This is a genomic window from Stappia indica (assembly GCF_020177335.1).
Lineage (GTDB): Bacteria > Pseudomonadota > Alphaproteobacteria > Rhizobiales > Stappiaceae > Stappia > Stappia indica_B.
In genome coordinates, this window is sequence record NZ_JAIVMG010000007.1 from 140,719 (window position 1) to 161,291 (window position 20,573).

15 protein-coding genes are annotated in these 20,573 nt (G+C 67.4%); 8 read left to right on the forward strand and 7 right to left on the reverse strand.

Going from position 1 to position 20,573, the window contains the following annotated elements:
- The first annotated feature begins 12 nt into the window (after positions 1–12).
- Both LC062_RS11345 and LC062_RS11350 read left to right on the forward strand, forming a co-directional pair.
- The gene (locus LC062_RS11345) at positions 13–213 is read left to right on the forward strand and encodes a DUF4169 family protein (RefSeq protein ID WP_224911145.1); all 201 of its coding nucleotides are present in this window, start codon (positions 13–15) and stop codon (positions 211–213) included.
- An 11-nt stretch (positions 214–224) separates the two neighbouring features.
- Positions 225–470: a ribbon-helix-helix domain-containing protein gene (locus LC062_RS11350; RefSeq protein WP_224911146.1), complete on the forward strand. Its 246-nt coding sequence runs from the start codon at positions 225–227 to the stop codon at positions 468–470.
- Positions 471–491: 21 nt separating this feature from the next.
- Here LC062_RS11350 and LC062_RS11355 read toward each other — a convergent pair whose 3' ends face one another.
- Together LC062_RS11355 and LC062_RS11360 are read right to left on the reverse strand one after the other, a co-directional pair.
- Complete coding sequence (locus LC062_RS11355) at positions 492–4,382, reverse strand: AsmA family protein (RefSeq protein WP_318246104.1); 3,891 nt, start codon at positions 4,380–4,382, stop codon at positions 492–494.
- A 16-nt stretch (positions 4,383–4,398) separates the two neighbouring features.
- Positions 4,399–5,811 carry an FAD-binding oxidoreductase gene (locus LC062_RS11360; RefSeq protein ID WP_224911148.1) on the reverse strand — a complete coding sequence of 471 codons (1,413 nt, stop codon included), beginning with the start codon at positions 5,809–5,811 and terminating at the stop codon, positions 4,399–4,401.
- Between the two features lie 201 nt (positions 5,812–6,012).
- Here LC062_RS11360 and LC062_RS11365 point away from each other — a divergent pair, with 201 nt between their 5' ends.
- From LC062_RS11365 to LC062_RS11385, 5 genes are all read left to right on the forward strand, one after another.
- Positions 6,013–6,507: a thioesterase family protein gene (locus tag LC062_RS11365; protein ID WP_224911149.1), complete on the forward strand. Its 495-nt coding sequence runs from the start codon at positions 6,013–6,015 to the stop codon at positions 6,505–6,507.
- Between the two features lie 175 nt (positions 6,508–6,682).
- On the forward strand, positions 6,683–8,326 hold the full coding sequence (locus LC062_RS11370; RefSeq protein ID WP_224911150.1) for a chloride channel protein: 1,644 nt from the start codon (positions 6,683–6,685) through the stop codon (positions 8,324–8,326).
- Positions 8,327–8,410: 84 nt separating this feature from the next.
- The gene (locus LC062_RS11375) at positions 8,411–9,286 is read left to right on the forward strand and encodes an AraC family transcriptional regulator (RefSeq protein ID WP_224911151.1); all 876 of its coding nucleotides are present in this window, start codon (positions 8,411–8,413) and stop codon (positions 9,284–9,286) included.
- A gap of 66 nt (positions 9,287–9,352) precedes the next feature.
- Positions 9,353–10,084, forward strand: a complete 732-nt coding sequence (locus tag LC062_RS11380; RefSeq protein ID WP_404829709.1) for an AzlC family ABC transporter permease — start codon at positions 9,353–9,355, stop codon at positions 10,082–10,084.
- Positions 10,081–10,383, forward strand: coding sequence for an AzlD family protein (locus LC062_RS11385; protein ID WP_224911152.1), 303 nt, complete (start codon positions 10,081–10,083; stop codon positions 10,381–10,383). Before LC062_RS11380 ends, LC062_RS11385 begins: the two co-directional genes overlap by 4 nt.
- 50 nt (positions 10,384–10,433) lie before the next feature.
- Here LC062_RS11385 and LC062_RS11390 read toward each other — a convergent pair whose 3' ends face one another.
- Entirely contained in the window at positions 10,434–12,248 is a 1,815-nt protein-coding gene (locus LC062_RS11390) for an aminopeptidase P family protein (RefSeq protein ID WP_224911153.1), read from the reverse strand.
- A gap of 243 nt (positions 12,249–12,491) precedes the next feature.
- Here LC062_RS11390 and LC062_RS11395 point away from each other — a divergent pair, with 243 nt between their 5' ends.
- Positions 12,492–12,716, forward strand: a complete 225-nt coding sequence (locus LC062_RS11395) for a hypothetical protein (protein WP_181759284.1) — start codon at positions 12,492–12,494, stop codon at positions 12,714–12,716.
- Between the two features lie 120 nt (positions 12,717–12,836).
- Here the strand turns inward: LC062_RS11395 and LC062_RS11400 are convergent, their stop codons facing one another.
- The 4 genes from LC062_RS11400 to ligA all read right to left on the reverse strand — a co-directional run bounded on the left by LC062_RS11400 (position 12,837) and on the right by ligA (position 20,506).
- Positions 12,837–13,727, reverse strand: coding sequence for a 50S ribosomal protein L11 methyltransferase (locus tag LC062_RS11400; RefSeq protein WP_224911154.1), 891 nt, complete (start codon positions 13,725–13,727; stop codon positions 12,837–12,839).
- A 75-nt stretch (positions 13,728–13,802) separates the two neighbouring features.
- A complete protein-coding gene (locus LC062_RS11405) occupies positions 13,803–15,629 on the reverse strand; it encodes a cation:proton antiporter (RefSeq protein WP_224911155.1) in 1,827 nt (608 codons plus the stop codon).
- Positions 15,630–15,755: 126 nt separating this feature from the next.
- Positions 15,756–18,221 carry an ATP-dependent helicase gene (locus LC062_RS11410; RefSeq protein ID WP_404829710.1) on the reverse strand — a complete coding sequence of 822 codons (2,466 nt, stop codon included), beginning with the start codon at positions 18,219–18,221 and terminating at the stop codon, positions 15,756–15,758.
- Between the two features lie 134 nt (positions 18,222–18,355).
- Positions 18,356–20,506 carry an NAD-dependent DNA ligase LigA gene (gene ligA / locus LC062_RS11415; protein WP_224911156.1) on the reverse strand — a complete coding sequence of 717 codons (2,151 nt, stop codon included), beginning with the start codon at positions 20,504–20,506 and terminating at the stop codon, positions 18,356–18,358.
- Positions 20,507–20,573 lie beyond the last annotated feature (67 nt).

A 20,573-nucleotide genomic window follows, 5' to 3' on the forward strand; every position in this document is an offset into this window, starting at 1 on the left:
AGGAGCGGCGGGATGACAGGGGACATTGTCAATCTGCGGCAGGCTCGCAAGACCCGTAAGCGGGCGGAGAAAACCGCGAAGGCTGCGGAAAACCGCACCCGCTTCGGGCGCACCAGGGCCGAACGTGCCCGCGATGCTCTGGAAGAGAGCCGGGCAACCGTCCGGCTCGACGGGCTGCGCCGCGAGCGCCCGGACGCACCGGACGAGGTTTGACGGCACGGCCCATGTCCCTCAGCAAGCGCTCCCTGACCTTGCATGGCCATCGCACCAGCCTGGCGCTTGAACCGGAGTTCTGGTCGGCGCTGGAAGACATCGCCGCAAGCGAGCGGATCAGCCTGCCGATGCTGGTGGCGCGGATCGACGATGGCCGCCAGCTTGACCCGGCGACACTGCCGCCTTCGCTCTCCTCGGCCCTGCGCGTCGCCGCGCTCAATCATTTCCGAAGGTCCGACAGCGACCCGGCCCCCTGACATCAGACGGAAGAACCGGTTTTAGCGATCCGGCGTCACGTCGATGAACACCGGAGGCTCCAGCGGTGGCAGCAATTGCATGGGCTGGCCCGGCCGCTTGTCCGCCCCGGCCCTGGCGGGCGTTTCGACTGCCTCAAGCGCCCGGCGGATCCGGCTGCCGAAATCGGGCTGCTGCGGGGCGTCTGGCGTACGCCCACGATCGGCGGCAATCGGCTTGGGCGGCAGCGGACGTACCGCGCCCGCCTCGGGTTGCCGCGCCTCGGGTTTTTCCGTCTCCACCGCAGCACCGGCGTCCGCCGGGGCGGTCTGATCCGCATCGCTGGCCTCTGCCGGCGCCGGTGCTGGCGCCAGCGCCCGCTCCGCCTCTTCCCGCTCGCGTCGCCGTTTTTCCTCTCGGGCCCGCCGCAACTCGCGCATCAACCGGTCCCGCTCGGTGATTTCCGCCTGCAGCTCCTCCACCCGCCGCACCTCCTGTTCGAAGGCGCGCAAGGTCAGGAAGGCTGTGAAGGGGGTGATATCGATGGTCCGGGACGGCGCCGCCAGATCTCCGGAAAACACCAGCCCGACCTCCGGCTCCGCCCCGGTCACCGCCTCTTCGCCCGCCTCCACCTTGAGCGCGAAATCGCTTTGCAGGGTCTTCTCCTCCAGATCGACCTGAGCGCTGCCGAAGACACTGGCGCCCGTATCGCCGTCGGCATTGTCGAGGGTGACGTTGCTGATCCGCACCACACCACCGGCCACGGAAAAGCTGCCCTCCAGCGCGTCGAACCCAAGCCGCCCCGTATCGAGATGGCTGGCGAAGGCCTCGCGCACGGTCGCGTCATCCACATCGAGCCCGGCGTCCACCGCCCGGATCACCAGCCCGAACGCCTCCGGATTGAGCCCCCGGATCTCGCCGGCACCGACCTTCACCGTGCCGCCGCCCGAAAGGCTGGCGACAATCCCGGCAACCGATCGTCCGGCACCTTCAAGGCGAAGCGCCAGATCAAACCGGCCGGTCGCCACAGGACGCCCGCCACGCCGCCAGATCAGATCCTCCAGCACCGCCCCCTCCAGCCGCAGTGACGCAGTGAGACCGGCCTGTCCGCCAGAGCGGGTCAGCCCATAGCTGCCGCTCAACTGGCCGCCGGCGAACCCGGCCTCGCTGATGTCCAGCGTCAGCGCCTCGTTCTTCAGCGACAGGCGCCCGGTCAGTTGCGAGGCTTCCGGCCCCACACCCAGATCCGCCGTCCTCGCGGTGACGTCGACCGCAATATCGACCGCCGGCAGGATCGGCGCGGTGAACGCCGCCTCGGGCCAGGCTCCGCTTGTGGCAGCGGAAAACTGATCCGCGCCAAGCACCAGATCACTGAGGCCGGCAAGATCCAGATCCGACAGGTCGAGCTGTCCCCGCACTCTCGGCTCGGCACTGGAAACGCCCCGGCGCAGGTCCATCTGCAATGCGCCATCGACCCGCACACCGGCGACGGATCCGCTGATGCCGGTCAGCTCAAAGGTATCGCCCGCGCCCTTCAGGCCCATGGCGAGATCGACCGTCCCGGCGCTGCTTGACAGGGACGGCAACCGCCCGGTCACCAGCGTCAGCGGTAAAAGATCCTCCGCCCGGGCAACCACATCGGCGCTGTAGCGCGCCGCGCCGGTCCGGGGCAAGACGACACGGCCCACCGCCTCCAGCGAGGCGCCGCCGAGGTAAAGCCGGGCATAGCCATCCAGTCCGTCTTCGGGTATACCGCCGGCGCCCAGTTCCAGCCGCGCTTCGCCGAGACTGGCGACCGGCAACACCGTCACCCCGGTCTGGGCGAGAAGCCTGCCGCCATCCGCCGCCGTGAAGCCCGCCTCGAAATCCACCTTCGCCTCGTCCCAACGGTCGATCCGTCCGGTCAGTCCGGCGCTGACATCGACCTCGGTGCCGCCGGCATTGCCGCGCGCGGTCAATGTCACCCGCGACTGCGCACCGCCACCACTGCCGCTGGCCTCGCCGGTGAAATCCAACTCCAGCTTCGCCGGCGAGAACTCCGCCGCCCGGCGGGTGAAGCGACGCAAGCCCTGCGCCTCGGGGAAGAGGGTTTCGAGGAGCGCGGCCACGCCGGACATCCGCCGCGCGTCCACGGTGGCCTTGACCTGGCCGGACGGCGCCTGCGACAGGGCCTCCACCTCACCGCTGGCGATGAGGTTCGCGCCGGCAAGGTCGGAGACCGTCAACTCGTCGATTGTCAGCCGGTCGTCCTCATAAGCGGCCCTGAGCGCTACCGTCTTCGCGGTGAAGTCCTCGATCCGGACTTCCTGCGCGAACAGGCGCAGCGCGAATTGCGTTGCCGCACCGTGCAGGCTCTCCAGAACGCCGTCCTCGCCGTCCAGGAACACCTGCGCGAGCAGCGCCACCTGATCCGAGTTCAGCCGATCCGCATCGAGATCGGCCTCCAGCTTCGCCGCCCCTTTGGCCGGCGCGCCCGAGTCGGCCGCCGTATAGGAGACCGCGCCCCGCAGCGCATCCGCTCCCAGCTCCACCGTCAGATCGGTCAGAGCGAAACCGCCTTCGGAGGCCGAGACCCGGCTTTCCACCGCGAAGGGATCGACGGCCGCATCGAGCGCCACCCCGTGGCGCCACCAGTCGGCAAAGGCATTGGGCTGTGCCACGGCGGCGGCAAAGCTGCCCCGGAACGCCGGAGCCGGCTGCAATTCCAGATCGCCGCGCAACAGCACCTCGCTTCGTCCCGGCAACCGGCCCGACAGCTCCCGCAGCCGCCAGCCGCTGGCCAGCCGCTCCGCGTCAATCCGCATATCCTGGGCAAGACCGCCGCCAGCGACCAGCGCCGGCACATCGAGACGGACCCGGCCCGGGATCGAAGGATGCGGCAGGGCGCGCAGGGCGGACAGCAAAAGGCGCCCGGCCTCCGGCACCGCCAGCGGCTCCTGCGGCCCGCGCCCGGCCATGCGGTCGAGATCAACCTGCTTGGCCCGCGCCTGGACATCGAACCCGTAGGGCGCGGTCAGGGCCACGCCCAACCGCCCTTCCAGCGTCATCGGCCGCTCATCCGGGCCGTAGCGCAGGGAAGCTTCGGTCAGGTTCAGCGCGGCGACATCAAGCGTGAAGGTCCCCTCGCTCTTCCACGCCTGTGCCCACTCCTCTTCCGGCGTCACCGAGGTCAGGGCGTAGCTGCCCTCATAGGCCGGGCGTCCCCCATCCTGGCTCAGCCGTCCATCCATGATCAGATCGAGCGGAACGGAAATCGGCGTCAGCCGGGTGCGCAGCCGCACCGCGCCGGCCTCGTCGCGCCGGCCGGTCGCCATCATCACCGTGGCCCGCTCGCCGGCGAACCGGGCGGTGCCGTCGATCTTGTAGGGGCCGAGCAGCGAACGCGCCGCCACCAGAATGTCGATATCGTCGACCCGGTGGCTGCGGCCCGAGCGGGCGTCGATCACCGTCACGCTGCCATCGGTGATGTCCACCTGTTCCAGCATCACCTGATCCGGATCGAGCGAGGACAGCATGCTCTGACGCCCCAACCCGGTAAACCAGTCAAGCCGGCCCTGCTCATCCAGCGACAGCGTGAGCTCGGGCTTGTCCAGATGCATGTCGATGATGCGCAATTCGCCCTTGAGGAGCGGCGGCAACTCGATCCGCACCTCGAAACGCGACACCGCCAACAGCGGATCTTCCGGCGCGCCCACCCTGACATCGGAGAAGGTCAGCGTCGGCGTTGGCAACAGGCGCATCTGCGCCTCGCCCATCACCGCCACCTTGTGACCGAGCATCTGCTCGCCGTAGGTCTCGAAGGTGGTGCGATAGGCGGTCCAGTCGATGAAGAACGGCCCCACCAGCGCCGCCAGCAGCGCCAGGATCAACGCGACACCAATGGTGATGTAGATCGAGTTCAGGATCTCTCTCCAGAATTGACCGTGCCCGCGAATGGCGAGCGCCGGTGCATCACATCGGCACGACCTTGCCCGGGTTGAGGATCCCGGCCGGGTCGAGCGCCGCCTTCACCGCTCGCATGACATCGAGACCGGCGCCATGCTCGCGCGTCAGGTATTTCATCTTGCCCTGGCCGACGCCGTGTTCGCCGGTGCAGGTGCCGCCCATCTCGATCGCCCGCCAGTTGAGCCGCTCGATGAACCCTTCGGCCGCAGCGATTTCCTGCGGATTGTCCACATCCACCAGCACAAGCGTGTGAAAGTTGCCGTCGCCCACATGGCCGACCAGCGGACCGATCAGACCGGCCTCGTTGAGATCGGCCATGGTGGCCTTGATGCAGTCGGCCAGCCGGGAAATCGGCACGCAGACATCGGTCGAGACCCCCTTGGCCCCGGGCCGAAGCCCCAGCGCCGCCCAATAAGCGTCGTGACGTGCGCTCCACAGCCGGCTGCGCTCTTCCGCCTTGGTCGCCCAGGTGAATTCCCCGCCGCCATTGTCCCGGGCGATCTCGCCGAACAATTCGCTCTGCTCGCGCACCCCCGCCTCGGAGCCGTGGAACTCGACGAACAGGGTCGGCGTTTCGACCAGATCGAGCTTCGAATAGGCGTTGCAGGCGCGAATCTGCAGCGCGTCGAGCAGCTCGATCCGCGCCACCGGCAGTCCGCACTGAATGGTGGTGATCACCGCGTTGCAGGCGCTTTCCAGATCCGGGAACGGGCAAACGCCGCCGGAAACCGCCTCGGGAATGCCGTGCAGGCGCAAGGTGACCTCGGTGATGATCCCCAGGGTGCCTTCCGAGCCGACCATCAGCCGGGTGAGATCGTAGCCCGCGGAGGATTTGCGCGCCCGACCGCCGGTATGCACCACCGTGCCATCGGCCATCACCACCGTCAGCGCCAGCACCGCATCCTTCATGGTGCCATAGCGCACCGCGTTGGTGCCCGAGGCGCGGGTCGCCGCCATGCCGCCAAGGCTGGCATCGGCGCCCGGGTCGATCGGGAAGAACAGGCCGGTGTCGCGCAGGTATTCGTTGAGCTGCTTGCGCGTCACCCCGGCCTCGACCACACAATCAAGATCGTCCGCATTGACCTGCAGCACCCGGTTCATCCGCGACATGTCGACCGAAATACCGCCGGCAGGCGCATTGACGTGCCCCTCCAGTGACGAGCCGGTGCCGAAGGCGATCACCGGCACCTTGTGCTCGGCACAAACCTTCACCACCTCGGCCACCTCTTCGGTGCTTTCGGCGAACACCACCCCGTCGGGCGCCTGATTCGGCAGCCAGGTGGTGGTGTGGCCGTGCTGCTCGCGCAGCGCCGCAGCCGCTGAGAACCGGTCGCCGAACCGCTGGGCGAGGATCGCCACCGCCAGCGCGATGCCGGTTTCGTTGCGTTCCACCGGCATTTGCAGGGATACGAGGGTCATGAGGCGCTCCTGGAACGAATGTCCGTGCGATCCGGCGCCAGCCAAACGGCAAGGACGTTTGCGTTTGCTGCCTGAGCCGGACTAGGGTTGTATGCACAGTAGCAAAATCCGCCATCGCGGCCAAAGACTTCGGCACATCGGCGCGATTTCCGCCGCACGCACCGCCCGCCCCGTCCCGCCCCTTCCGAACGAGTTCCTTCCATGCCGGACCAGACAGTGCTTCCCGCTCCCTTCGAAAGCTCCATTCAGACGGTGAAGCGGGAGTGGCTCGACTACAACGGCCACCTCAATATGGCCTATTACAACGTACTGTTCGACACCGCGCTGGACGAGACCTGCATCCTCCTCGGCCTCGGCCCGGACTATGTGGCCAGCCGCAACGCCTCCTATTTCACCGCCGAGGTGCATGTGTGCTACCTGCGCGAGTTGAAGGAAGGCGACCCGGTGCGCACCACAGTGCGGATCCTCGGTTTCGACGACAAGCGCGTGCACATCTACCAGGAGCTCTACCACGCGGAGGACGGGTTCTTGTCCGCCACCTCCGAACAGATGGCCCTTCATGTGGACATGGGGGCGCGCAAGGTGGCGCCCTGGCCGGAGGATATCGCCGGGCGCCTCGCCGAGGCCCACAAGGCCCATGCCCAGCTTGGCCAACCGGCGCGGTCCGGACGGCGGATCGCCCTGCCCTCAGGCTGACACGGCCCACCTGGACCAGGCCATTGCCGTCGGCAACCCTCAGCGCGTTGCCAACGCAGCGATTTCACGGGATGATTCCTTCATGGCCCGGTAGATCGTCCTTCCGCCCCGCCTATCGACATTCCGCTTCCGGCCCTGGCCGAAGCCCGACGTGCCCGACACGGACCAGCGACCCATGCGGCAACTCCTTGCCCAGTTCAAACGTCTTCCGGCTGTCGCCAGCCGCTGGATCGAACCCAATTTCCGGCTGTTTCGCACCACCCGGCTGCCGCTGGTCTGGCTGCTGTCGATCATCATCGGCCTTTTGACCGCCATTGCCGCGATCCTGTTTCGCCTTGGCATCGGCGCGGTGCAATGGACCTGGCTCGGCACCGCCAGCGAAGCGGTTGCCAGCGCGACCGCCCACGTGCCCTGGTGGATGGTCCTTCTGGCGCCGACCGCCGGCGGTCTCATCGTCGGCCTCTATCTGCAACTGATCCAGCCCAAGCAGCGTGCCGGCGGCGTCGCCGATGTGATCGAGGCGCGGGCGCAAGGCGGGCGTGGCCTCCCCTTCTGGCAGGGCATTTCCTCCGCCTGGCTGACGGTGATGTCGCTCGGCTGCGGCGCCAGTGCCGGCCGCGAAGGCCCGGTGGTCCACCTCGGAGCCACCATCGGCACGGCGATCTGCCAGACCTTCCGCCTGCCCAACGCCGCCCGCCGGATCCTGCTTGCTTGCGGCGTCGCCAGCGCCGTCTCCGCCTCGTTCAACGCGCCGATCGCCGGGGTCCTGTTCGCCCATGAGGTGATTCTCGGCCACTACGCGCTGACCGCCTTCGTCCCCATCGTCATTTCCTCGGTGATGGGCACGCTGCTGGCGCGCCTCTGGTTCGGCACGGACGTCGCCTTCGTCATCCCCGATTACCAGATCACCTCGCTGCTGGAGGTGCCCGCCTTCGCGCTGCTCGGCCTGACCTGCGCCGCCGTCGCCGTCATCTTCCAGTTCGCGCTGATCGGCACCGACTGGATCGCCCGCAACATCCACATGCCGCTGTGGATCCGGCCGGTGACCGGCGGTCTGGCCGTCGGCGCAATTGCCCTGCTCTTTCCGGAAGTTCTCGGCGTCGGCTACGAGGCGACCGACGCGGCGCTGAAGACCCAGTTGCCGCTGACCACCATGCTGGCGCTGCTGGTCGCCAAGACCGCCGCCACCTCCATCACCCTGGCCTCGCGCTTCGGCGGCGGCATCTTCTCCCCCGCCCTTTACCTTGGCGCCATGTGCGGCGGCGCCTTCGGCCTGATCGCCGCCGCGGCCTTCCCGGAACTGGCCTCCTCGCACGGGCTCTACGCCATTCTCGGCATGGGCGCGGTCGCCGCCGCCGTGCTCGGCGCCCCCTTCTCCACCACCATGATCGTCTTCGAGCTGACCGGTGGCTACGCCCTGTCGATCGCCCTCTTGATCGCCGTTTCCATCGCCACCGGCCTCACCCAGGCGGTGCACGGCCGTTCCTACTTCCACTGGCAACTGGAAATGCGCGGGGTGATGCTGCAGGAGGGCGCACACAAATGGCTGGTGCGCATCGTCCATGTCTCCGACTTCCTCGAACCGGTCTCGCCGGAGGCGCCCCCGCCGCCGTTCGATCCGGACAGCGGCGCCCCGTCCTTGAAGGCAACCGATACGCTGGAGGCGGCGCTCAAGACCTTCGACGAGAGCGGCACCGCCCGCCTTCCGGTCCTGGATCAGGCCGATCCGACCCGGATCATCGGCTACGCCACCCATGTGCGCGCCCTGCGCTTCTTCAATTCCGAGCTGATCAACGCGCAAGTCGAGGAGCATCGCTGAGTGGGGCCTTCAGATCCGAGCCCCGCTCAGCGGATGAGCAATTTTGTTCAAGAAACCCCGTTCGGCCCGCGATAAACTCCCCCCATGCACGGCATCACCCAATCCACCGCAACGGACGGCACGGCGCTTGGCGAGCGCGACAGGGCCCATTTCTGGCGTGCGCCCGGCTTCGACAATCTCGAGTGCCTGGCGGCCACCTTCGTCACCCACGCCTTCACCCCGCACACCCATGAAACCTATGTGGTCGGCGCCATGGAGGCGGGGCTTCAGGCCCATGCCATTCGCGGCACCCGTGCCCACTGCGGTCCGGGCGATCTCTACATGCTCAACCCGGACGTGCTGCATGACGGCGCCCCTTGCGACAACGGCTACCGCTACCGCATGACCTATCCGAGCGTCCGCCTGCTGCAGTCGATCCAGCAGGACCTCACCGGCCGGGCAGACGGCGGCACGCCGACCTTCCGCACCCCCTCCGCCCATGATCCGCTGATGGCCCGCGCGCTGATCGCCGCCCATCGCGCCATGCAGGCGGAAGGCCACGCGCTGGAAAGCGACGAGCGCATGTACACTGTGCTGGCGCAGTTGCTGATCCGCTATGCCGAGCTGCCGGGGCCGTCCACCGGCACCCGCGAACCCGGACCGATCGGCCAGGTGCGCGAGTACCTCGCCGCCCACTATGCCGAGAACGTCGACCTGGAAACGCTGGCGCGAGTGGCAAGCCTCAGCCGCGCCCATTTGATCCGCTCCTTCAAGCGCAGCTGCGGCCAGACGCCTCATGCCTTTCTGACCGATCTGCGCGTGCGCGCCGCGCGCCGGGCGCTGGAGACCGGTGCCCGCCCGCTCGATGTGGCCCTGGCTTGCGGCTTTGCCGACCAGAGCCACCTGACCCGCGCCTTCAAGGCCCGCACCGGCGTGACCCCCGCCGTTTATCGCGGCCTGCGTCCCACGGCGCACAGCTGACCGCTCGCATTTGTTCTCCGCCGCCCGGTCGTCGGGCTGGCCATGACCCTTTTTTCGGATCCTCTCATGACCGTTTCCCCGAAATTTCCCGCTTCACCGGCCGATGAGTTCCGCGATGGCATGATCACCATCGTGCCGATGATCATTGCCGCCTTGCCCATCGGACTGATTTTCGGCGCGCTCGCCGCACAGAAAGGCCTGTCACCGCTGGAGGTGATGCTGATGAGCGCCGGCGTCTTTGCCGGCGGCGCCCAGTTCGTCGCCCTGGAAATCTGGAGCCATCCGGCGCCCTGGCTGACGCTGACCGTCTCCGCCCTGCTGGTCAATCTGCGCCATGTGCTGATGAGCGCCTCGCTCGCCCCGAAGGTGGCGCGCGGTTTTCGCCCCTGGCAACGGGCGCTCGGCTTCTTCGTGCTGACGGATGAAGTCTGGGCGCTGGCGGAGCAGCGCGCGGCAACACGGGTGCTGACACCGGCCTGGTATGCCGGCATGGTCATCCCGTTCTATCTCAACTGGGTGATCGCCGCGACGGCCGGTGCGATCACCGGAGCGGTCCTGGGCGATACCACCCGCTTCGGGCTCGACTTCGCCTTCCCGGCTCTCTTCATCGCCCTGATCATGAGCTTCTGGAAAGGCCCGCGCACCGGCACGGTGCTGGCCGCCAGCGCCCTGGCCGCGACCGGCACCTACATGGCCCTCGGCGGTGCCTGGTATGTAATCGCCGGCGCGCTGGCCGGTGTGCTGGTTGCCTATGTCACCGCCGCGGAAACCGATGAAAGCGGAGCGCAGGGCCAATGACCGTCGATCCCTTCACCCTGCTCGCCATTCTCGGCATGGCAGTGGTCACTTACCTCACCCGCCTTTCCGGATTGTTCCTGATGTCGCGGATCACCTTGCCCCGGCGCCTTGCCACCGCGCTCGACGCGGTGCCCGCCGCCGTGCTGATGGCGGTGATCACTCCGGCCGCGCTGGCCACCGGACCGGCGGAAACCCTGGCGGCCGCAGTCGCCGCCATTGCCGCCCTGCGCCTGCCGATGCTCGCCGTGGTGGCCGTGGGCGTCGCTGCCGCTGCCCTGTTCCGCGCGATCCTGGGGTAAAGACGCAGGCGCGGCGGATCTCCGCCGCCGCGCCGTCAACTCCACAGGCCTCAAAGCGGCGCGGTGGCCTGCTCCAGCCAGCCGCGCACCTCTTCGGAAACCAGCGGGCCGATCTCCGCCAGCACCCGGCGATGATAGGCATTGAGCCAGTCCCGCTCCACCGGGCTGAGCAGCTCCAGCACCACCAGCCGCCGGTCGATCGGCGCCAGTGTCAGGGTTTCGAACCCGAGCATCGGCCGGTCGCCGCCAGCGATCTCCCGGGCCGGGGTGACGATCTCCAGGTTCTCGATGCGGATGCCATAGCCATCGGTGCGGTAATAGCCCGGCTCGTTGGAGACGATCATCCCCGGCTGCAACGGCACATGGCCGGTCTTGGCGAGACGTTGCGGTCCTTCATGCACCGACAGATAGGAGCCGACCCCGTGGCCGGTGCCATGGTCGAAGTCGAGCCCGGCCTGCCACAGCGGCAACCGCGCCAGCGCGTCGATCTGCGCCCCGCTGGTGCCGGTGGGGAACCGCGCGGTGGCAATGCCGATATGTCCCTTCAGCACCAGCGTGAAGTGGCGCCGCGCCTCTTCCGCCACATCGCCCACGGCAATCGTGCGGGTGATGTCGGTGGTGCCATCCTCATACTGGGCACCGGAATCGATCAGGAACAGGCTGTCCGCCGGGATGGTGAGGTTGCTGCGCCGGTCGACCCGGTAGTGACAGATCGCCGCGTTCGGTCCGGCGGCGGAAATCGTATCGAAGGAAATGTCCTTCAGCTTGCCGGTGTCGGCCCGGAAGGCCTCAAGCCGCTCGGCCACGGTGATCTCGTCGAGTGGTCCGGCGGCGATGGCCGTGTCGAACCAGGCAAGAAACGCGGCAAAGGCCGCCCCGTCGCGCAGATGCGCCTGGCGTGCGCCCTCCAGCTCGGCGGCGTTCTTCACCGCCTTGGCCCGCACCACCGGATCCGGCCCTTCCACGATGCTGCCGCCGGCGCCGGTAATTGCCGTCTCAAGCGCCGCGCCGGCCCAGTCCGGGTCGAGCATCACCCGCGCACCGGTCTTGCCAAGTGCGGCAAGAGCGGGCAACAGCTCCGCCGGCTCGTGGATGTCGGCCAGTTCGGACAGATCATCGCGCACCGCGTTCGACAGCTTGCGCCCGTCGATGAAGATCCGCGCGGTCTCATCGGCACCGAGCACCGCAAAGGACAGCGGCAGCGGCACATGCGGAACGTCTGAGCCACGGATGTTGAACAGCCAGGCAATCGCGTCCGGCTGGGTCATCACCAGCGCATCCGCATGGGCGCGACCCACCTCTGCCGCGATCCGCGCGATCTTCGCCTTGGCCAGCTCTCCGGCAAAGGCCTCCGGATGCCGGGTCACCGCACCCAACGGCGGCTCCGGACGGTCGGTCCAGACCGTATCGACCGGATTGGCGGCAACCGCCACCAGCTCCGCGCCAGCGGCCGCACAGGCTTTCTGCAGGCGGCGCGTGGCGGCGACCGTGTGCAGCATCGGATCGAAGCCCAGCCGATGGCCGGGTTTCAGCACACCCTCCAGCCACTCCGTCGGCGGCGTTTCGATGAGGTGCATCGGCGCGAAGACGCTGGTATCGACCTGCTCGCACACCTGAATGGTGTAGCGGCCATCGACGAAGATGGCGGCCTCTTCCGCCAGCACCACCGCCATGCCGGCCGAGCCGGCGAACCCGGTCAGCCACTCCAGACGGCTGTCCGCCGGCGGGACATATTCGCCCTGATGCGCATCGCCGCGCGGCACGAGAAAACCATCAAGCCCGAGCCGGGCCAGTTCTTGCCGCAATGCCGCGCAACGCGCGGAACCGACGGACGGGTCGACTGTGCTGTCGAAGGACTGAAACATGGGGCGAACGCTAGCGGCAAACCCGGTTCGGGAAAAGCCGTTTTGTCGCTTTCAGGCGGAAGCTTGCGCAAATTACGGCATGAATATGTTGCATTGCAAAACGATGAATTCGCACATGCAGCAATCGCAGCACTGCCATGCGCTTATTGCGCTTTTCCGCATGGCTCGATGTGCCCATATTCCGCTTCAACAGGTTGAGGGAAGACAAGCTTTCCTTCGAACCCAAGCACCGGAGTAAAGACCATGGCCATTGCCACCACCACCTCTACCGCCATTGCCGGCGCCTCGCGCAGCTCCTCCAAGAGCTTCGTCCGCAAGGCATTCGACTCGATGGTTTCCGCCCGTGAGCGTCAGGCTCGCCGCTACGTCAACGGCTACCTTCTCTCGCTCGACGATGCGACCCTTGCCGCCTACGGCTACGATCGCAACGAGCTTGAGCGTCAGGGCGCGCTGACCAGCATTTTCTGATTGAACGGCCGATCCCCGGATCGGCTTTCAGGAATGCACCAAAAGCCAGGGCCGAGCCCTGGCTTTTTGCGTATCTGGACCTGAGAACTTTCCGATGGCGAGGCCGAAAGCGGCCCGGCGTCAGGGCTCGCGCCGACCGCGCACCAGCGTCAGCGTCAGCCAGCCATCGCGCTCCTGCCGTCGGACCAGGTGAAACCCTTGCGTGCCATAGGCAAACAGGATGCGCGGCCCGTCCTCGACCCTGAGGCCGGAGAGGATCAGCGTCGCCTTGCGCGTCATCCGCCGCGACAGCCCGGCGGCCATCTGCATCAACGGCCGCGCCAGAATATTGGCCACCACCAGATCGAACCGCCCCTGTTCGCCGAAGACGCCGCGATCGACGCCCGCCGCGGTGACCATGCGCAGCAAGGGGCCCGCCTGGTTGTGGCGCGCGTTCTCGCGGGCGGTCGTCACCGCCACCGGATCGATGTCGCTGGCCATCACCTTCTGCCGGGTCATCCGTGCCATGGCGATGGCCAGAACGCCCGTGCCGGTGCCCAGATCGAGCATCCGCGAATACCGCCGCCGCGACAACAGCCGGTCGAGTTCGATCAGGCACCCGGCCGTGGTGCCGTGATGGCCGGTGCCGAAGGCCAGCGCCGCCTCGATCTCAAGCGGCACCCCGTTGAACGGCCGCCGCGCGCGGTCATGCGCACCGTGGACGAAAAACCGGCCGGCCCTGACCGGCGACAGGCCTTCAAGGCTCTTGGCCACCCAGTTGGTGTCCTCCAGTTCCACCGCATCCACCGGAGCGGCAAAGGCATCGGCGCCGAGCCGGTCGCGCACCAGCGCCGCCGCCTCGTCCGGCGTCATGTCGAACAGAAGGATCTCCGCCGTCCACTGGGCACCATCCGCGCTCGACTCGAACACGGTGACCGGATTGCCTTCGTCCTCGAAGTCGAGTGCCAGGAGATCGGCGATGCGCTTGGCCTCGATTTCCTCGGCAACGATACGAACGCGAATGGTGGACATGAAGGCTCCGGTCTTTGTGAAACGCGGGCCCGCCTATAGCGTCTCTGGCGCCCGCGCGCCAGCCACCGGCCTGAGTTATTGCGGCACGGCACCATTGCGCGCAGCGCGGGGCGGCTCCTCCGGCGGCACCATGTTCAGCACCATATCGCCCGGCTTCGGCGTCCGCGCCTCCTCGAACGGGCCGACCATAAGCCGTCCGCCGCCGGTCACCACCAGCACCGTGAAGGCGCCTTCCGCGCGCGCGGCCTTCATCGCCGCGAAGTCGAACTCCTCGCGCAGCGCCGTGGCGCTGATCCGCCAGCCCTGGGCAATCTTCGTCTCCAGCGCCCAGAGCCCGCCCGCATCGGGGAGGAACGGCCGACCACCAAGCGTCACCATCAGTTGCTGATGCGCCGCCTCATCGTCCGAACGGCCGATCTGCAACACCTGCGAGCGGCCGATTTCCGGGCCGAAGTTGGTGCAGACCAGCGCGTTGTAGTCGTCATTGTCTGAAGCGGCGAGCAGGTGGCTGTAAGACCCCAGCGACAGGGTGTGCTCGGCCACCTCCGACAGCACCTCGCCGTAGTGGGTGGCAAGCCCCGCCTGACGGGCGGCGCGCAGCCGCCCCCAGTTGCGGTCGGCGACCAGCACCGGCACCTCAAGGCTCTTCAGCTTTTCCGCCAGCGCCACCGTGAAGCGGTTGGCGCCGACGATGAACAGACCGCCGGCGCCGCCGGAGGACAGGCCGAGCCGGCGCGCCAGCGGACCGATCGAGAAGCCATGGGCGACCACGGTCACCACCACCACGGCAAAGGCCAGCGGCACCAGCCGCTCGCCATCGGCAATGCCGCGCGCTGCCAGGAGCCCGGCAAACAGACCGGAGACGGCGACCGCCACCACGCCGCGCGGTGCGATCCAGCCGACCAGCAGCCGCTCATTGACGCTGAGCCCGGTGCCCAGCGTCGATAGCCACACCGAGGCCGGACGTACAATGAGCAGCAACACCGCGACAAAGGCCAGGGTGCGCGGCTCCAGCGCCGACACCAGCTCCTCCGGCTTCAGCGAGGCGGTGAGCACGATGAACACCGCCGAGACCAGGAGGATCGTCATGATCTCCTTGAAGCGCTTCACCTCGCCAAGCGACGCGATCCGCGAATTGCCGAGCGCCAGACCGAACACGGTGACGGTCAGCAAGCCGCTTTCCTCCAGCAGCACATTGGAGCCGGCATAGGCGGTCAGCACGCTGGCGAGGATCAGCGGGGTCTTCAGGAACTCCGGCACGTGGCCGCGCACGAAGGCCCAGACCAGCGCCCGGCCGAGCAGCCAGCCGCCGCCGGCCCCAAGCGCCAGGGCAAACACGATGCGCAGCAGCAGGGTATCCACATGGTGCTGGCCGGAGAGGACCAGAAACGTCTCATAGACAAAGACGGCAATCAGCGCACCGAGCGGATCGGCCAGGATCGCCTCCCAGCGCAGCAGCGAGGCCGGGCGTTTGGCCAGTTGCGCCTGGCGCAGCAGGGGGATGATCACGGTCGGGCCGGTCACCACCAGAATGCCGCCAAACACCAATGCCGGCCATAGGCTCAGCCCGGCGACGTAGTAGGCGTTGAGCGCACCAAGGACAAAGGCAATCGGGGCGCCAAGCACCACCAGCCGGCGCACAGCCTTGGAGGTTTCCGAGATCTGGTGAAAATTGAGGGTCAGCCCGCCTTCGAACAGGATGATCGCCACCGCGATGGCCACCACCGGCTTGACCAGCGTGTCGAATTCAGCGGTCGGCTCGATGATGCCGCCGACCGGTCCGACGACAGCGCCGGCGACCAGCAGAAGCACGATGGCCGGAAGCTGAAACCGCCAGGCGAGCCACTGGGCGGCCACGCCTGCCATTGCCACCACGGCAACGCCGATCACCACTGGATCCATGAAGGACGGTCCCCATACCCTGCTGTTTCGCGCAAGGCGCGTTCTCGCGCCCATCCTTCACTTGGCACAGATGGGAAGCCGAGGCCAATGGGGTTTTGCCCGAAGACCGCGCCCCCGAACCTGCGGTCAGTGCCGTTCGACGAAACTGTCGAGCACCTTCTTGCGCCCCGCCTTCTCGAACTGGATGGTCAGCTTGTTGCCCTCGATCCCGGTGATCGCGCCATAGCCGAACTTCAGGTGGAAGACCCGCTCGCCCAGATTGAAGGCCGAGGGCTCATCCGCCACCGACTTGGCGACAAGCTCGCCCTCAATGGTGCGCGGACCACCCGTCTTCCGGCGCTCGTCGCTGCCCATCCGGCCGGCGAAGCCGCCGCCCGAACCACCACCCGCCCCGCTGCCGGCGGCACGCTGCGCCCGCTTCCAGCCCGGGGTGGAATAGCTCGACTGGAACGGATCGCTGGTATCGAACCGGCTGGCGCCGTAGCTGCCCCCGCCATAGCCGCCATAACTGCGCGAGGGCTCCTGCACCTCCACATGATCGGCCGGCAGCTCATCCAAAAAGCGCGAGGGGATCGTCGATTGCCACATGCCGTGGATACGCCGGTTGGAGGCGAACCAGATCTTGGCGCGGCGACGGGCGCGGGTGATGCCCACATAGGCGAGCCGTCGCTCCTCCTCCAGCCCCGCCCGGCCGCTTTCATCCACCGCCCGCTGGTGCGGGAACAGCCCCTCTTCCCAGCCGGGGAGGAACACGGTGTCGAACTCCAGCCCCTTGGCCGAATGCAGCGTCATCAGCGAGATCTTCTCGCCCTCCGCCTGCCCGTCCCGGTCCATCACCAGCGACACATGCTCCAGGAACCCGGCCATGGATTCGAATTCATCCATGGAGCGGATCAGCTCCTTCAGGTTGTCGAGCCGGCCCGGCGCCTCGGCGGAGCGATCCGCCCGCCACATTTCCGTGTAACCGCTTTCATCAAGGACGATTTCCGCCAGATCCGTATGGGACATGCCACCGGAGAGCTGGTCGCGCCAGCGGTCGAAATCCGCCAGAAGGTTGCGCAAGGTGTTGCGCGCCTTCGGCCGCAGCTCCTCGGTGTGGCACAAGTCCTGCGCCGCCTGCATCAGCGGAATGCGGTTGGCCCGCGCATAGGCATGCACCAGCTTCAGGCTGGCATCGCCAAGCCCACGCTTCGGCGTGTTGACGATCCGCTCGAAGGCCAGATCGTCGGCCGGCTGCACCACGCAGCGGAAATAGGCCATCGCATCGCGGATCTCCATGCGCTCGTAAAAACGCGGACCGCCGACAACCCGGTAGTTGACGCCAAGAGTGACGAACCGGTCCTCGAACTCACGCATCTGAAACGAGGCGCGCACCAGGATCGCCATGCTTTCAAGGCTGTGGCCCTTGGCCTGCAGGGCCTCGACCTCATCGCCGATCGCCCGCGCCTCTTCCTCCGAATCCCAGACGGCGGCCACCGTGACCGGCATGTCCTCTTCCGCCTCGTCGACCACATCGGTGAAGAGCGTCTTGCCGAGCCGCCCTTCGTTGTGGGCGATCAGATGCGAAGCGGCGGCGAGAATATGCCGGGTGGAGCGGTAGTTGCGCTCCAGCCGGATCACCCTGGCACCGGGGAAGTCGTGCTCGAACCGCAGGATGTTGTCCACCTCCGCCCCGCGCCAGCCATAGATCGACTGGTCGTCATCGCCGACGCAGCAGATGTTGGTATTGCCCTGGGCCAAAAGCCGCAGGAACAGATACTGGGCGATGTTGGTGTCCTGATACTCGTCCACCAGCATGTAGGCGAAGCGGCGCTGATACTCCTTCAGGATATCGCCGTTCTGCTTGAACAGGGTGATCACATGCAGCAGCAGATCGCCGAAATCGGCGGCATTCAGGATCGACAGGCGCTCCTGGTATTGCTCGTAAAGGCTCCGCCCCCGGCCATTGGCGAAGGCACGCGCCTCGCCCTCGGGCACCTGATCCGGGGTGAGCCCCCGGTTCTTCCAGCCATCGAGCAGGCTGGCGAAGGCGCGCGCGGTCCAGCGCTTGTCGTCAAGCCCCTCCGCCTGGATGATCTGCTTGATCAGCCGGATCTGATCGTCGGTGTCGAGGATCGAGAAGCCCGACTTCAGCCCGACCAGCTCCGCGTGCCGGCGCAGGATCTTGACGCAGATCGAGTGGAAGGTGCCGAGCCAAGGCATCCCCTCCGCGCCCTCGCCGATCAACTGGCCGACCCGCTCCTTCATCTCCCGCGCCGCCTTGTTGGTGAAGGTCACCGCCAGGATCTGGCTGGGATAGGCCCGCCCGGATGCGAGAATATGGCCGATACGGGTGGTCAGGACGCGGGTCTTGCCGGTGCCCGCCCCGGCCAGCACCAGCACTGGGCCATCGAGGCTTTCCACCGCCAGCCGTTGTTCCGGATTGAGCCCATTAAGATAAGGGGCCGGCGCCATTGCCGGGCGCATTGCCGCCTGCGCGCGCGCGGCAATGCCGCTGCCGCCGCCACGGGCCGGCACGGCGGCCGCCCCCATCTGGGTGTCCGCATCAGCACGGGTCGGAAACGGCGGCTGGTCGCCGGAAGAATGGGGCATTGCCTGTCGGATCTCGGTTGCTCGGCGTTTCGGGCGCGAATCTGTTCGCTCTTTGGTCCAATATAGCAACTCGGCCCGCCAATTGCAGGGGCACACCCGACATCGGCCGCTATCGCCCGCTCCGCTCGGGTGTCCTAGCTACCCGAAAGCGCGACCCAGTCGTCCTCGCTGATCACCTCAACGCCCAGATCCGTCGCTTTCTTCAGCTTGGAGCCGGCGCCGGGACCGGCGATCACCAGATCGGTCTTCTTCGACACCGAGCCGGACACCTTGGCGCCGAGCGCCTCGGCCCGGGCCTTGGCCTCGTCCCGGCTCATCCGCTCCAGCGTTCCGGTGAAGACCAGGGTCTTGCCGGCGACCGGACTGTCGCCCGCCTCCGCCTTTTCCATCGCCTCGGGTGTCACCGCATCCAGCAGCGCCGCCAATGCCTCCCGGTTGTGCGCCTCGGCGAAGAAGTCGATCACGGCGCGGGCCACGGTCTCGCCGATGCCGTCGATGTCCAGAAGTTCCGCGTGAGCCTCGCTTGCCGGATCGCTGGCCGCCTTCATCGCCGCTGCAAAAGCGTCCCAGGTGAGGTAGTGCCGCGCCAGCAGCTTGGCATTGCCCTCCCCCACATGGCGGATGCCAAGCGCATAGATGAAGCGGTTGAGCGGAACCTGACGGCGCGCGTCGATGGCCTTGAAGAGGTTGGCCGCGCTGGTCTCGCCCCAGCCATCGCGGTTCCGAAGCTTTTTCAGTTCGGACGCGGCGTCACGCGCCTCCAGTGTAAAAATATCCGCCGGCTGGTGGATGCCGCCATCCTCAAGCGGCAACTCGTAGAAGAACTCCACCTGCTTGTCGCCGAGCCCGTCGATGTCGAAGGCATTGCGGGAGACGAAGTGCTTGAGCTTTTCCTTCGCCTGCGCCGGGCAGATCAGACCGCCGGTGCAGCGCCGCACCGCTTCCCCGTCCTCCCGCACCGCGTGGCTGCCACAGGCCGGGCACACGGTCGGAAAGACGAAGGCTTCGGCATCGGCCGGCCGCTTGTCCAGATCGACATCGACGATCTGCGGGATCACGTCGCCGGCGCGCTGGATCTCCACCGTGTCGCCGATACGGATATCCTTGCCGCCGCGGATCGGCTCGCCGCTCTGGCCGATGCCCTTGATGTAATCCTCGTTGTGCAAGGTCGCATTGGAGACAACCACCCCGCCGACCGTCACCGGCTCCAGCTTCGCCACCGGGGTCAGCGCGCCGGTGCGCCCGACCTGAATGTCGATATCCCGCAGCACGGTGAAGGCCCGTTCGGCCGGAAACTTGTGGGCGATCGCCCATCGCGGCGCGCGCGAAACGAAACCGAGCCGCGCCTGCAGGTCAAGCCGGTCCACCTTGTAGACCATGCCGTCGATGTCATAGCCGAGCAGCGCCCGTTCTTCCTCGATGGCATGATAGGCGGCGAGCGCCTCCTCGACGCTGTCGCAGCGACGCATTCGCTCGTTGACCGAAAAGCCCCACTGCCCGAGCCGCTGCACCATCTCGTACTGGGTGTCGCAGGGAATGGCGCTCATCTCGCCCCAGGCATAGGCGAAATAGCGCAAGGGCCGGTTGCGGGTGACCTCCGGATTGAGCTGGCGCAGCGATCCGGCCGCCGCGTTGCGCGGATTGGCGAACACCTTGCCGCCCTGTGCCTCCATCCGCGCATTCAGCGCGGCAAACGCCTCATGCGCCATGTAGACCTCGCCGCGCACCTCCACCACATCCGGAGCATCTTCCGGCAGGGTCTGGGGGATCTCCGCGATGGTGCGGGCATTGGCGGTGACATTCTCACCGACCGTGCCGTCGCCGCGTGTTGCCGCGCTCACCAGCCGCCGGTTCTCATAGCGCAAGGACAGGGACAGGCCGTCGATCTTCGGTTCCGCCGTCAGAACGATGACACCGGCCAGCGGGTCGATCTTCAGGAACCGCCGCACCCGCCCGAGGAAGTCGCGCACATCCGTATCGCTGAACGCATTGTCGAGCGACAGCATCGGGATCGCATGGGTGATCTTGCCGAAGCCTTCCGAGGGCGCCGTGCCGACCCTGAGGGACGGGCTGTCGGCGCGGCGCAGCTCGGGAAACCGGGCCTCAATAGCATCGTTGCGCCGTTTCAGCGCGTCATACGCAGCGTCCGAGATCGTCGGCGCGTCCTCGCCGTGGTAGCGCCGGTCATGAGCGGCGATCTCCTGCGCCAGCCGCGCCAGCTCAGTGGCGGCCGCCTCCGGCGTCAGCGCGTCAACGGGACAGGTGGAAAGGTCTTGATCGGACATGGGCTCGGGGCGACGCGGCTTGGCGGCATGAAGCCGCGATGGACACTGAGAATAGCGGTGGCCATTA

Excerpts from the sequence above, each read along its gene's own strand:
- LC062_RS11345 (WP_224911145.1), top strand. The coding sequence starts at position 13 with ATGACAGGGGACATTGTCAATCTGCGGCAGGCTCGCAAGACCCGTAAG.
- LC062_RS11350 (WP_224911146.1), top strand. The coding sequence starts at position 225 with ATGTCCCTCAGCAAGCGCTCCCTGACCTTGCATGGCCATCGCACCAGC.
- LC062_RS11360 (WP_224911148.1), bottom strand. The coding sequence starts at position 5,811 with ATGACCCTCGTATCCCTGCAAATGCCGGTGGAACGCAACGAAACCGGC.
- LC062_RS11365 (WP_224911149.1), top strand. The coding sequence starts at position 6,013 with ATGCCGGACCAGACAGTGCTTCCCGCTCCCTTCGAAAGCTCCATTCAG.
- LC062_RS11370 (WP_224911150.1), top strand. The coding sequence starts at position 6,683 with ATGCGGCAACTCCTTGCCCAGTTCAAACGTCTTCCGGCTGTCGCCAGC.
- LC062_RS11375 (WP_224911151.1), top strand. The coding sequence starts at position 8,411 with ATGCACGGCATCACCCAATCCACCGCAACGGACGGCACGGCGCTTGGC.
- LC062_RS11380 (WP_404829709.1), top strand. The coding sequence starts at position 9,353 with ATGACCGTTTCCCCGAAATTTCCCGCTTCACCGGCCGATGAGTTCCGC.
- LC062_RS11385 (WP_224911152.1), top strand. The coding sequence starts at position 10,081 with ATGACCGTCGATCCCTTCACCCTGCTCGCCATTCTCGGCATGGCAGTG.
- LC062_RS11390 (WP_224911153.1), bottom strand. The coding sequence starts at position 12,248 with ATGTTTCAGTCCTTCGACAGCACAGTCGACCCGTCCGTCGGTTCCGCG.
- LC062_RS11395 (WP_181759284.1), top strand. The coding sequence starts at position 12,492 with ATGGCCATTGCCACCACCACCTCTACCGCCATTGCCGGCGCCTCGCGC.
- LC062_RS11400 (WP_224911154.1), bottom strand. The coding sequence starts at position 13,727 with ATGTCCACCATTCGCGTTCGTATCGTTGCCGAGGAAATCGAGGCCAAG.
- LC062_RS11405 (WP_224911155.1), bottom strand. The coding sequence starts at position 15,629 with ATGGATCCAGTGGTGATCGGCGTTGCCGTGGTGGCAATGGCAGGCGTG.
- LC062_RS11410 (WP_404829710.1), bottom strand. The coding sequence starts at position 18,221 with ATGCCCCATTCTTCCGGCGACCAGCCGCCGTTTCCGACCCGTGCTGAT.
- ligA (WP_224911156.1), bottom strand. The coding sequence starts at position 20,506 with ATGTCCGATCAAGACCTTTCCACCTGTCCCGTTGACGCGCTGACGCCG.